At 67.6% G+C, this 12360-nt stretch carries 14 protein-coding genes; 8 read left to right on the top strand and 6 right to left on the bottom strand.

Annotated features, from left to right (window positions below):
• Both Q8814_RS19810 and Q8814_RS19805 read left to right on the top strand, forming a co-directional pair.
• The coding region (locus tag Q8814_RS19810) for a RidA family protein (RefSeq protein ID WP_330153708.1) at positions 1–275 on the top strand (275 nt) is incomplete at its 5' end.
• A gap of 80 nt (positions 276–355) precedes the next feature.
• Positions 356–1144 carry an MBL fold metallo-hydrolase gene (locus Q8814_RS19805; protein ID WP_330153707.1) on the top strand — a complete coding sequence of 263 codons (789 nt, stop codon included), beginning with the start codon at positions 356–358 and terminating at the stop codon, positions 1142–1144.
• A gap of 73 nt (positions 1145–1217) precedes the next feature.
• Here Q8814_RS19805 and Q8814_RS19800 read toward each other — a convergent pair whose 3' ends face one another.
• Together Q8814_RS19800 and Q8814_RS19795 are read right to left on the bottom strand one after the other, a co-directional pair.
• On the bottom strand, positions 1218–1892 hold the full coding sequence (locus Q8814_RS19800) for a Crp/Fnr family transcriptional regulator (protein WP_330153706.1): 675 nt from the start codon (positions 1890–1892) through the stop codon (positions 1218–1220).
• Positions 1893–2084: 192 nt separating this feature from the next.
• Positions 2085–2369, bottom strand: a complete 285-nt coding sequence (locus Q8814_RS19795) for a hypothetical protein (RefSeq protein ID WP_330153705.1) — start codon at positions 2367–2369, stop codon at positions 2085–2087.
• An 81-nt stretch (positions 2370–2450) separates the two neighbouring features.
• On the opposite strand from Q8814_RS19795, the gene nth reads away from it, so the two are divergent.
• The 4 genes from nth to Q8814_RS19775 are packed head-to-tail and all read left to right on the top strand — an operon-like array spanning position 2451 to position 5785.
• Positions 2451–3236 carry an endonuclease III gene (gene nth, locus Q8814_RS19790; protein WP_330153704.1) on the top strand — a complete coding sequence of 262 codons (786 nt, stop codon included), beginning with the start codon at positions 2451–2453 and terminating at the stop codon, positions 3234–3236.
• 4 nt (positions 3237–3240) lie between these two features.
• A complete protein-coding gene (locus tag Q8814_RS19785) occupies positions 3241–3903 on the top strand; it encodes a TlpA family protein disulfide reductase (RefSeq protein ID WP_330153703.1) in 663 nt (220 codons plus the stop codon).
• Entirely contained in the window at positions 3900–4598 is a 699-nt protein-coding gene (locus tag Q8814_RS19780; RefSeq protein WP_330153702.1) for an NUDIX hydrolase, read from the top strand. The genes Q8814_RS19785 and Q8814_RS19780 overlap by 4 nt, the downstream gene beginning before the upstream one ends.
• A complete protein-coding gene (locus tag Q8814_RS19775; protein ID WP_330153701.1) occupies positions 4595–5785 on the top strand; it encodes a MarP family serine protease in 1191 nt (396 codons plus the stop codon). Before Q8814_RS19780 ends, Q8814_RS19775 begins: the two co-directional genes overlap by 4 nt.
• Before the next feature lie 9 nt (positions 5786–5794).
• Here the strand turns inward: Q8814_RS19775 and Q8814_RS19770 are convergent, their stop codons facing one another.
• The 3 genes from Q8814_RS19770 to acs all read right to left on the bottom strand — a co-directional run bounded on the left by Q8814_RS19770 (position 5795) and on the right by acs (position 9335).
• Positions 5795–6727: an alpha/beta fold hydrolase gene (locus Q8814_RS19770; protein WP_330153700.1), complete on the bottom strand. Its 933-nt coding sequence runs from the start codon at positions 6725–6727 to the stop codon at positions 5795–5797.
• A gap of 20 nt (positions 6728–6747) precedes the next feature.
• Positions 6748–7242: a phage holin family protein gene (locus Q8814_RS19765; protein ID WP_330153699.1), complete on the bottom strand. Its 495-nt coding sequence runs from the start codon at positions 7240–7242 to the stop codon at positions 6748–6750.
• A gap of 161 nt (positions 7243–7403) precedes the next feature.
• Positions 7404–9335, bottom strand: coding sequence for an acetate--CoA ligase (gene acs / locus Q8814_RS19760; RefSeq protein WP_330153698.1), 1932 nt, complete (start codon positions 9333–9335; stop codon positions 7404–7406).
• A gap of 201 nt (positions 9336–9536) precedes the next feature.
• On the opposite strand from acs, the gene Q8814_RS19755 reads away from it, so the two are divergent.
• The gene (locus tag Q8814_RS19755) at positions 9537–10286 is read left to right on the top strand and encodes a Fic family protein (protein ID WP_330153697.1); all 750 of its coding nucleotides are present in this window, start codon (positions 9537–9539) and stop codon (positions 10284–10286) included.
• A 416-nt stretch (positions 10287–10702) separates the two neighbouring features.
• Here the strand turns inward: Q8814_RS19755 and Q8814_RS19750 are convergent, their stop codons facing one another.
• Positions 10703–11521 (bottom strand): HAD-IB family hydrolase, encoded by an 819-nt coding sequence (locus Q8814_RS19750; RefSeq protein WP_330153696.1) that lies wholly within the window; start codon positions 11519–11521, stop codon positions 10703–10705.
• 351 nt (positions 11522–11872) lie between these two features.
• On the opposite strand from Q8814_RS19750, the gene ssd reads away from it, so the two are divergent.
• Positions 11873–12360: septum site-determining protein Ssd (gene ssd / locus Q8814_RS19745; RefSeq protein WP_330153695.1), on the top strand; the 488-nt coding region annotated here is incomplete at its 3' end.

Below are 12360 nucleotides of genomic sequence, written 5' to 3'. Positions count from 1 at the left end.
AGCGCATCGATCGCGGCGAGCGCGTTGAACGCAGCGATCCGCGCTGCGTTTTTCGCCTCGTCGGCATCGACAACATGGTCCGCATCGTCAAGGTGGTCGGATTCGTCGCCTCCTCGGACGGTTTCACCGGGCAACCCGGAGTCGTCAACGGTGCATCCGAGCTGTTCGGTGAGATCTTCGGTGACGCCGGCAACCATGCCCGCTCGGCGGTGGGCGTGTCGGAACTGCCGCTCGGCGCCCCGGTCGAGGTCGAACTGATCGTCGAGGTGCGCTGACCGCGTCGGTCGGCCGAGTACGAGGAGCGCGCTGATCGTAGAGTGGGGTGGATCACGACATCGGTCACGAAAGAGGAAACATGGCGCTGGTCCACCCCGCCTATGCGCAGCTACGGCAGGTCACCCCGAACGCGGCGGTCATGCTCGCCGACAACCCGTCGGTGATGTCGCTCGAAGGAACCAATACGTGGATCCTGCGGGCGCCCGGGAGCGACGAGTGCGTCGTGGTCGATCCGGGCCCGCTGGACGAAGGGCATCTCGCACGTGTCGCGCAGGTGCCTGTCGCGGTGACGCTCATCAGCCACCGGCATTTCGACCACACCGAAGGCGCCGGCCGGTTCTCGGAACTGGCGGAGTGCCCGGTGCATGCGGTGACCCCGCAGTACCGGCACGGCGGGGGATCGGACCTTCGGGACGGTGACGTCATCGAAGCCGCAGGCCTGCGCATCCGTGTCGTCGCGACACCGGGCCACACCGCCGATTCGTTGTCGTTCCTGGTCGAGAACGACAACAGTGTCCTCACGGCCGACACCATTCTGGGTCGCGGTACCACCGTCCTCGACGACACCGACGGCGACCTGGGCGATTACCTGCAGTCGCTGCGGACGCTGATTCGCTTCGGCCGGGGATACACGGTGCTGCCGGGCCACGGTCCCGAGCTGCCGGATCTCGAAACCATTGCGCGCGGATACCTCGCGCATCGGGAGGATCGACTCGAGCAGGTTCGTGCCGCGCTCCGGACTCTTGGAGGCGATGCGACCGCGCGACGGGTCGTCGAGCATGTGTACGCCGACGTGGACCGGTCGCTGTGGGGCGCGGCCGAGAAATCGGTGAACGTGCAGCTCGAGTATCTCCGCAGCTTTTCCTGAGCGGATACCGTTCGGAACGGACCGAGGCCGGGACACCTGAGAGTGTCCCGGCCTCGGCCGTCGAATGTTGCCGTCAGCGGGCGCGGCGCGCCAGGCGCTCGGAATCGGAGATCAGCACGCTCTTGCCTTCGAGGCGAAGCCAGCCACGGTGCGCGAAATCGGCGAGCGCCTTGTTCACGGTCTCGCGTGAGGCACCGACGAGCTGTGCGATTTCTTCCTGCGTCAGGTCGTGGGTGACGCGGAGCGCACCCGCTTCCTGGGTGCCGAACCGCTGTGCGAGCTGCAGCAGCGCCTTCGCGACGCGACCGGGCACGTCGGTGAAGATCAGGTCGGCGAGGCTGTTGTTGGTGCGACGCAGCCGACGCGCGAGCACCCGGAGCAGCTGCTCGGCGATCTCGGGGCGCTGGTCGATCCACGCCTTGAGGTCTTCGCGGTCCATGCTCACGGCCCGGACCTCGGTCACCGTCGTCGCGGTGGACGTACGGGGACCCGGGTCGAAGATGGAGAGTTCGCCGAACATGTCGGACGGGCCCATGATGGTGAGAAGGTTCTCGCGGCCGTCCGGCGAACGTCGACCGATCTTCACCTTGCCGGAGGCGATGATGTACAGCCGGTCGCCGGGCTCACCCTCGTTGAAGATGACATGGCCGCGCGGAAAATCGACGGGCTGAAGCTCTTTGATCAGCGCCGCAACCGCCGAGGGCTCGACTCCTTGGAAGATGCCTGCTCTGGCCAGGACGTCGTCCACGTGCGCTCCTTTTGGGAAGAAAATTCGTCATCAACTGCCGGGTCTGCACGCCCACCGGTATCCGGACAGGTCACTCGCTAGCCGTACGCGTGCAAAGTCTACTGTGCTCACGACGTGCGCGAGTGACCGACACCACGGAAGACCGTCGAGGATCGTCTCGGCCCGCCCGCCGATGCTACCGGTCGGTACGTCTCAGCTTGCCTGGCGCGCACCCAACGCGTGCCCCCCGGAGTGTCTGGATGCCTCGCCGTTGTCATCGCTGTCGCCGCGTCGGCGTCGACGATGGAAACGGGCCATGGCGTGGGGGAACCCCTCGCGCGCTAGGGTTGCGACATCGTCGTGGCTCGCCTTGTCGAGGAACTCCGCGACCTCCTGCTCGCGGACCGACAGACGGCTCAGGCGGGTCTCGACGCGCTCCATGGCCAGTGCAAAAAGCATGAGCAGTACCGGGAAGAGCACGACAGCAAGGGCTTGCATACGGGGAAGTAAACACGGGAAAGGTCTCAGAAGAGACACAGCCGGGGATCGGCGTCGGACGCCTTACGTACAGTGGTCCAGGTGCAAGCGACCCCCTCCGAGAGCTCCGATGTGCTTCGCCGCCGCGTGTCGGGCAGGGCCGCCGGACCGGAGTCGCGGCTCGCATTGGTGCGCCGGGCACGTCGGATGAACCGGCGCCTCGCCGAGGCCTTCCCACACGTGTACTGCGAGCTGAATTTCACCACCGCCCTCGAGCTGGCGGTCGCGACGATCCTGTCCGCGCAGTGCACGGACGTGCGGGTCAACCAGGTAACACCCGCCTTGTTCGCCCGCTACCCGGATGCGCGTGCGTACGCCGAAGCCGACCGCACCGAACTCGAGGAGTTCATCCGATCCACCGGCTTCTACCGCAACAAGGCCAATTCTCTGATCGGCCTCGGGCAGGCTCTCCTCGAGCGTTTCGACGGTGAGGTGCCACGCCGCATGAAGGATCTCGTGACGCTTCCGGGAATCGGCCGCAAGACGGCCAATGTGATTCTCGGGAACGCGTTCGATGTGCCCGGAATCACTGTCGACACCCACTTCTCCCGGCTGGTGAATCGGTGGAAGTGGACCGAGGAAACCGACCCGGTGAAGATCGAGCATGCCGTGGGGGCCCTCATCGAACGCAAGGAGTGGACGCTGCTGTCGCACCGGGTGATCTTCCACGGGCGACGGGTGTGCCACGCGCGTAAACCGGCATGCGGTGTGTGTGTGCTCGCGAAGGACTGCCCGTCCTACGGGATCGGCCCGACCGATCCGCCGACCGCCGCGGCGCTGGTGAAGGGACCGGAGACCGAGCACCTGCTCGGGCTGGCCGGACGGTGAGCGCATGAGTCCCAACAGCGCAGGCCGGTGGAGCCTGGCAGCCCTGGTCGTGGTGCTCGCCCTGCTCGTCGCGATCTGGCCCCGCGACCGGGAGGCCACCGAGACGCCGGATACGGGTACCGCGGTCGCGGCGCCCGCCCCTGCCGATCGTCGCTCCCAGGACGACGCGCAAGCACTCGCGCCGCTGCGCACCGCCGCGGCTCTCCGGTCGTGCCCGGCGCCGACGGGTGCGTCACCGGCCGGACCGCTGACCGGGTTGACGCTCGAGTGCGTGTCCGACGGCAGCGCCGTCGACCTGGCCGCCGTTCTTGCGGGACGTCCCGCCGTCCTCAACCTCTGGGCGTGGTGGTGCGGACCGTGCGCAGAAGAACTGCCGGTGCTCGACGACTATGCGCGCCGGGCCGGTGACGCGGTCACGGTGCTCACCGTCCACGCCGATCCCAACGAATCGAACGCTCTGGGTCGCCTCACCGACTATTCGGTGCGACTTCCGGGCGTGCAGGACGGGTCCGGCCGCGTACAGGCCGCGGTCGGCGCTCCACCGGTACTGCCGGTGACGGTGCTGATGCGCCCCGACGGTTCCGTCGCGAAGGTCCTGCCCCAGCCGTTCCGCAGCGCCGACGAGGTGGCCGCTGCGGTGGAGACACACCTGGGAGTGGCGGTATGACCCCGTATTGGCTGCGACGCGTCGCCACGATCGAGCCGACCGATCCGCACAGTCTCAACTCGATCCTGCACCGTCGCCCACCCGCGGGCACCGCCATCCGGCAGGCCTCGGTTCTGGTGCTGTTCGGGGGCGCCGCCGAAGCGGACCCGGTGGCCCACGGAGGTCTGCCTCCCGACGCCGATGTCCTGCTCACCCAGCGCGCCGCGACGTTACGGGAGCACAGCGGGCAGGTGGCCTTCCCCGGAGGCGGCGCCGACCCCGAGGACGACGGGCCGATCGCCACCGCATTGCGTGAAGCACAGGAAGAGACGGGACTCGACCCGAGCGGTGTGCGACCGCTCTCGGTGTTGCCGGAGCTGTTCATCCCGCCGTCGGGATTCGATGTCACTCCGGTGGTCGCCTACTGGGAGCGGCCCAGTCCCGTCGGAGTAGTCGACCCCGGGGAGGCGACCCGCGTGGTGCGGGTGCCGCTGCGCGATCTGCTCGACCCCGACAATCGGTTCCAGGTCAGGCACACTATGGGTTACCGCGGCCCTGCATTCCAGATCGACGACATGCTGGTGTGGGGCTTCACTGCCGGGGTACTCGCCGGTCTGTTCGCGGTGTCGGGCTGGGAGATCGCCTGGGATCATCACGACGTCCGCGATCTGGACGTCGTACTCGCCGAAGTGGAATCAGGGGTGGTCGAACCGTGACCGGATCCGGATGGATCGACCTCGTCCTCGTGATCGTGGTGCTCATTGCTGTGTCCTCCGGGCTGCGGCAGGGCGCGGTCGCCTCCGCGCTGGCGTTCCTCGGTGTGCTCCTGGGCGCGGTCGCGGGCATCCTCATCGCCCCGCACCTCCTGGTCCACATCGACGAGGGGCGACTTCGGATCCTTGCCGGTATCGGTCTGATCGTGGTGCTCGTCGTGATCGGTGAGGTCGCCGGCATGGTCCTCGGCCGCGCCGCGCGCAGCGGCATCCACAGTCCGGGCGCGCGCGCCGTGGACAGTGTTGTCGGTGCCGGTCTGCAGGCGGTGGCTGTGCTGGTGGCCGCGTGGCTGCTCGCGATCCCACTGACGGCGGCATCACAGCCGACGGTCTCCGCGTCGGTGCGGGGGTCGCAGATTCTGGGCTCCGTCGACGATGTGGCACCGGAATGGATGCGGGCGATCCCCAAGGAGTTTTCCGCGCTGCTCGACACTTCGGGGCTTCCGGAGGTGATCGGACCGTTCGGCCGCACACCGATCGCCGAGGTCGAGATGCCCGACGGGCAGCTGCTCGTCGGCACCGTTCCCGAACGTCTCAGACCGAGCGTGCTGCGCATCAACGGGATCGCCCCGAGCTGTCAGAAGGCACTGGAGGGCTCGGGGTTCGTCGTGGCGCCCGAACGGGTCATGACGAATGCGCACGTGGTGGCGGGTACGGCCGCGGTGACGGTGGAAACCGCGGGCGGTCCGCTCGACGCGGAAGTGGTGCTGTTCGACCCTGTGGTGGACGTGGCGATCCTCGCGGTTCCCGGCCTGACCGCCGAGCCACTCGCCTTCGCGCCCGACCCGGCGGATACCGGCGACGACGCGATCGTGCTCGGGTATCCCGGCGGCGGCCCGTACACGGCGAGTGCGGCGCGTATCCGCGAAACCCTCGATCTGCAGGGTCCCGACATCTATCGCAGCGGCACGGTCGAACGTGAGGTGTACACGGTTCGAGGCCTCATCCAGCAGGGAAATTCCGGTGGGCCTCTGGTCGATCCGGACGGACTCATTCTGGGCATGGTGTTCGGCGCGGCGGTCGACGATATGGATACCGGCTTCGCGCTCACCGCCGCCGAGGTGAGTCGTCAGCTCGCGATGGCGAGTGCAGCGTCCGGGGAAGTCGAGACCGGGGCCTGCATCGTCTGAACGCCGGCTTCAGAGACCGCGGGCGAAGGCGAGCAGCTCGGCCGACACCTCGTCGGCATATTCCTGGTGAGCGTAGTGCCCGGCACCGTCGACGAACTTCATGATCCGTCCGGGTGCGTGCCGGACGCAGCGGCGCAGTGTCGAGGCCATCACGTACGGGTCCAGCGAACCGTGTAGCTGCAGCACGGGCAGGGTCAGGGTGGCGTCCATGGCTTTCATGAAGCGCCGTCCGTCGGGTCGCCATTGACTGCGGAACGCCCAGCGCTGGTACTCGAGGGCGCAGTGGGCAGCTCCGGGTATGCAGATCGCCGCACGCAGGCGGTCGACGACCTCGCCGAACTCCGCCGTCCGCGACCATTCGGGACCGGAGCGCATCCGCACGAGTCGGGCAATCTCTCGGCCGCCGTCGCGAACGAGCCGACGTTCGGGACGCCACGGTAGCTGGTACGTCAGGAACGTCGGGAGCAGCGCTCTGCGCTGGGCCCGGTCGCGGATCGCCGCGTCCCGTAGGGAGATCGGGTGAGGCGAGTCCACAACCGCGATCGCACGTACCAGACCGGGGTGCAGCACGGCGGTGGCCCAGCAGACGAGACCTCCGTCGGCGTGCCCGACGAGGGTGGCCTCGGTGTAACCGAGTGCGCGGATCAGACCGGCGATATCGTTCGACAGCGTCCACCCGTCGTAGCCGCGGGGGGGTTTGTCGGAATCACCGTAACCGCGCAGATCCACGGCGACCGCGTGGTATCCGGCGTCGGCGAAGGCGGTCAGCTGGTGTCGCCAGGACCACCAGAGGTCGGCGAACCCGTGCACGAACACGACGAGCGGTGCGCCCCTGTGGGTGGGCCCCGCCTCCACGGCGTGCAGGCGGATGCCGTTCGCGTGGATGTCGCGGTGAGTCCAGGGGCCGGGATAACGGACCGTGGACGGATCGGGTGCGGTCACTGTCGTCGGCCGGTGGGGCGTCAGCGCGCGTGCCGGGGGGCGGATGCGTCGGCTTCGCTGCTACCGGGAAGAACCGACCTGGCCTGCTTGAGGGAGTCGATGGTCTTGTTGGGCGCTCGCAACTTGCGCACCCGCAGATAACCGATGAGCGCAAGAACCGCAGTCACCACGACCATCAGCAGGAACACGATGAGGAAGGCCAGCCAGCGGGAAACCCACAGGTCGAGGAGTTCGGCGAGGAAGAAGAAGAAGAAGAACGAACTGAACGTCAGCACAGCGAGCGCCAGGATGAAGAACAGGCTGCCCTGCAGGCCCTTCTTGACCTCGCCGGTGACCTCGGCCTTCGCGAGTTCGACCTCGGCGCGGAACAGCGTCGATACCTGGGCGGTGGCGTCACGGACAAGATCACCGACACTGGCGTCGCGCGGTGTGGGGGCAGGTACCTCGGTCAGCGGAATGCCCGAGATGCTCGTCGGCACGCCGTCGCCCGGCCGTTTCCCGTTCGTAACGCTCACTGGTCGACCCCTTTGGTTGGTTCGTTCGGTTTGCGGTGGGCTCACCCACGCCGTAACACTAGCGCCGACCCCGCACCGGGGCGATCAACGACGTGACACGAAACGAGCGAGTTCCCTTCCGGGCAGTCGGAAGGGAACTCGCTCGTGCGTCGTGGGCCGGACTATTTACCGCGGATGGCGTCGAACACCTTCGGATCGACGAGCGTCGAGGTGTCGCCCAGCTCGCGGCCCTCGGCGACGTCGCGCAGCAAGCGCCGCATGATCTTGCCCGAACGCGTCTTTGGGAGCTCCGGCACGACCATCAGCTGTCGCGGTTTCGCGATGGGCGAGATCTCGACGGCTACGTGATCACGCAGCTCCTTGACCAGAGCGTCGCCGGTGTTCTCGGCGCCCTCGCGGAGGATGACGAACGCGACGATGCCCTGGCCGGTGGTCTCGTCGGCCGCACCGACCACCGCAGCCTCGGCCACCTTCGGATGGCTGACGAGCGCGGACTCGACCTCGGAGGTGGAGATGCGGTGCCCCGAGATGTTCATGACGTCGTCGACGCGGCCCAGCACCCACAGCGCGCCGTCCTCGTCGTAGCGGGCACCGTCGCCCGCGAAGTACCAGCCCTGATCCTCGTACCGTGACCAGTAGGTCTCGCGGTAACGCTGGGGATCTCCCCAGATCCCGCGCAGCATCGCCGGCCACGGCTCGTCGAGCACGAGGTACCCGTTACCGCCCTTGCCGAGACTGTTGGCCTCGTCGTCGACGATCTTGGCGGAGATGCCGGGCAGCGGAGCCATCGCCGCACCGGGCTTGGTGGCGGTGATGCCCGGCAACGGGGAAATCATGATCGCGCCGGTTTCGGTCTGCCACCACGTGTCGACAATCGGCGCGGACCCCGCCCCGATGACCTCGCGGTACCAGCGCCACGCCTCCGGGTTGATGGGCTCGCCGACCGAGCCGAGCAGGCGGATGGACGACAGATCGTGAGCATCGGGGATTTCGCGTCCCCACTTCATGAACGTGCGGATCAATGTGGGAGCGGTGTAGTAGATGCTCACCCCGTACTTCTCGATGATCTCGAAGTGGCGATGTTCGGTGGGGGCGTTCGGTGTGCCTTCGTAGACAACCTGGGTGGCGCCGTTCGAGAGCGGGCCGTACACGATGTAGGTGTGCCCGGTGACCCAGCCGATGTCGGCGGTGCACCAGTACACGTCTTCGCCGGGTTTGTGGTCGAAGACGTAGTGATGGGTGTACGACGCCTGCGTGAGGTAACCGCCGGAGGTGTGAATGATGCCCTTCGGCTTACCTGTGGTGCCCGACGTGTACAGGATGTACAGCGGATGCTCCGCGTCGAAGGCCTGCGGCGTGTGCTCGGGAGAAGCCTTCTCGACCGTCTCGTGCCACCACAGGTCCCGGCCTTCGGTCCAGTCGACGTCGATCCCGGCGCGCTTGACGACGAGCACATGCTCGACCGAAGCGGCGCCGTGGACGGCCTCGTCGGCGGCGGGCTTGAGCGGGGCTGCCTGGCCGCGGCGCCACTGTCCGTCGACCGTGATCACCAGTTTCGCCTCGGCGTCGTCGACGCGCGATCGCAGAGCGGCCGAGGAGAAGCCGGCGAACACGACCGAATGCGTCAGGCCGAGCCGGGCGCACGCGAGCATCGAGACGATCGCTTCGGGGATCATCGGCATGTAGATCGCAACGCGGTCGCCGGGGACGAGACCGAGGTCGGTGAAGGTGTTCGCCGCCCGGGAGACCTCGGCGAGCAGATCGTTGTACGTCAGCGAACGGGTGTCGCCGGGCTCGCCCTCGAAGTGGATGGCGACCCGATCGCCGTTGCCGGCGAGAACATGCCGGTCCACACAGTTGTACGCCACGTTCAGGGTGCCGCCGACGAACCACTTCGCGACCGGAGCGTCGGACCAGTCCAGAACCTCGCTCCAGGGGGTGGCCCAATCGAGGCGCTGCGCCTGGGTGTCCCAAAACGCCAGGCGGTCGGCGTCTGCGGCGGCCTGCAGCTCGGGACCTGCGTTGGCGGTGGCGGCGAATTCCGCGCTCGGCGGGAACACCTGCTGTTCGTGGTCCTGGGCTGCGCTCGTCATGTGCCAGGCCTCTTTCCGGGTAGTGAGAAACAATTCGGGCGGTATCGAGCGTAGTCACCTGTGATGGAGATCGCATCGGGGCGCCCGGGTTCATGCTGGTCACTTGCGCTCATCGGTCGTTCCTGCGCGACGGATGGTCGACTGTCGCGACGAGTGGCCCACCGGCCGGGACGATGTCGCGCGACGGTACCGTCGTAAGCCGTGACGGACCCGCTCCAGCCCCTGCTCGAACTGCCCGGCGTGCGCGACGCCGCGGACCGTGCGCGCGACGCGTTGGCCGAAGTACACAGGCATCGCACCAACCGCCGCGGCTGGCCGAATACCGCGGCCGAGGCATCGGTCCGTGCCGCCCGTGCCTCGGCGGCGATCGACGGCGGTTCGACGGACCGCCCGCCTCCCGGCGAGACGGGAGATCCCGTCCTCGCAGGCGCCCTCCGTGTTGCGCTGGCGCTCGACGGCGATGCGCTCGGCATCTTGGTTTCGACCTGGCGGCGCGCGCCGCTGCAGGCGTTGGCGCGACTGCATCTGCTCGCAGCGGCCGATCTGGTCGCGGTTCCCGAGGATCTCGGCCGGCCGCGGACTGCGGCCGGTGTTGGGGAACGCCTCGACGCGCTGGCGCAACTGGTGACGGGTGGAACTGCGGTACCGGCCCCGGTGCTTGCCGCGGTGGTGCACGGTGAACTGTCGGCGTTGCGTCCGTTCGGCGTCGGGGACGGTGTCGTGGCGCGTGCCGCCTCGCGCCTCGTGTGCGTGGCGACGGGGTTGGACAGCCACAACCTCGGCGTGCCGGAGGTCACGTGGATGCGCCGGGCGCAGATGTACCGAGACGGGATCGCGGGATTCGCGCGGGGCACCGAAGAGGGAGTCGGCGGCTGGGTGATCTTCTGCTGCGGCGCGCTCGAGGCGGGCGCTCGTGAGGCGACGTCCATCGCCGATGCCTTCGCTGGATAGATTCCACGCGACGGTCCACACATGCAAAGCGGGTGGTCCGCCGACTGTATCGGCGTGACCACCCGCTAGCACGGGGGACCGAGTTACCAAGCGTGCTGAAATGGGTTGTGTGTCAACGGCCTCGGCGATGATCGGGGTATCATCGGTTCGTCCTCGCAACGGGTGCGGGGTACTTGCCTTTGAAAACCTCGAACTCGCAGGCCCACAACGCTTATGCCCTTATAGTGGCATCGGCTTCGCGTGGGTGCGCGGCGTCCGTGCTGGGAAACCTCGGTCGGGAGATCGAATCTTCTCTTCTGGTTCGCTCTTGGCCTTCCAGGTCTCCGTAACTCATTTGTACCCTGTGCAATCCCGGTCGGCAAGCCCCCTGGGGGGTGGTCTTCCGAAAGTGCTCCGGCAGTGAAATCGGTTGCTGCTCACCGCCCCGCGCGCCGTGCGGCGTAAGCCGTGGCACCCAGGATCACCGCCCCGGCGGAGACCGCTCCCGCGACCGTCAGCAGGCCGGCCGAGGAAGGCCGCAACCGCGTCCACAGCCGGACGGGATGGGCGAAAATCAAGATCGGCCAGCCTTTTTCGGTAGCCACCCGTCGCAGCGGGCGGTCGGGGTTCACCACGCGCGGATTGCCCACCGTCAGCAGCATCGGCAGGTCGGTGGACGAGTCGGAGTAGGCGTAGCTGCGAGCCAGGTCGTAATGGTAGCGCTCGGCGAGCTCGTGGATCGCGGTCGCTTTCGCGTCGCCGAAACAGTAGAACTCGAGTTCGCCCGCGTAGAGACCGTTCTCTATGCGCATGCGGCTACCCGTGCTGTGAGAGGCACCGAGTGCCGCTGCGATGGGGGCCACGACCTCGTCACCCGATGCGGAGATGACCACCACGTCGTGACCACGTGCTTTGTGATCGGCGATCAGGTCTGCGGCCTCGGCGAACACCAGCGGATCGACGATCTCGTGCAGGGCCTCGGCGACGATCGTCCGGATCTGTTCCGCGTTCCAGCCTTCACACATCGCGGCGATGTGTTCCCGCATCCGCTCGACGCGTTTGTGGTCCGCCGCCGACAGCATGAACACCAGCTGCGCGTAACTGCTTTTCAGCACCGCCCGACGGCTCAGCAATCCCTCCTCGAAAAACGGGCGCGTGAACGCGAGGATGCTGGATTTTGCGATGACCGTCTTGTCCAGGTCGAAGAAGGCAGCGATCCGGCCGGATTCGGCGGGATTCGCGGGCGCGTCTGTCACAGCACCACAATAGGACTGTCGCTCCCGACCGAGGGCAGGTCTTCCGACACTGGTGACATACCACTACTTGAAGTTGGAAACAAACCATGTGAACGGTGTACTATCGCAAAGACCCTGGATACGTCCGGGTTGTGTTCAGCCCGACCCCCCGGGGCTGAACTCCGACGACCCTCGCCTCCTCCCCCCTGGCTAGGGTCGTCACTTGTTCGGGTGACGTTTCCGGCCGGTCGCTGCCGAGGCCGCACGGTCTTGCCCACGAGTTGTCCACAGGCGCCTCCTTCATCCACAGATTCGCCGAAAAAGGGCCGATCGGTCATTTGCCGGCCGGTTCCGCCGCGCACGCTGACCGACATGAACGACGTCCTCGCGTTGATCGCCGATCCGAACCTGGTGGCGAGCCTGCGCCGCGTAGCCGCCGCCTCCGACCGGAAACTCGACGAAGCGGCGTCACCGCCCCCGCGCCGCACCTGGTGCGCCGCCGGTCTCGTAGTGGTCGATCACCGGTCGGCACGTACGTGCGCGACCGCCCTGCCACGCCGAACCGGGGTCGTACTCGTGTGCTCCGGCACCCCCGATCTGCGCGAATGGCAGGCCGCGGCAACCGTTGGCGCCGAGCACGTCTTCGGACTGCCCGAGGACGAGGTCGAACTCCTCGCCGTCCTCGGTGCCGCTGCCGAACCGGAGACCAATGGCGGCACAGTGATCTCGGTGGTCGGTGGGTGTGGGGGCGCCGGTGCCTCGACCTTCGCCGCGGCACTCGCCAAGGCTGCGGCCGCCCGGCATCCGGCCGGCGTCCTCCTGGTCGACGGCGACCCGTTCGGTAGTGGACTCGATGTGCT

It is taken from the genome of Rhodococcus chondri (genome assembly GCF_036327435.1).
Lineage (GTDB): Bacteria > Actinomycetota > Actinomycetes > Mycobacteriales > Mycobacteriaceae > Rhodococcus > Rhodococcus chondri.
The sequence above is the reverse complement of the archived record's forward strand: the minus strand, read 5'-3'. Positions and strand labels throughout refer to the sequence as shown.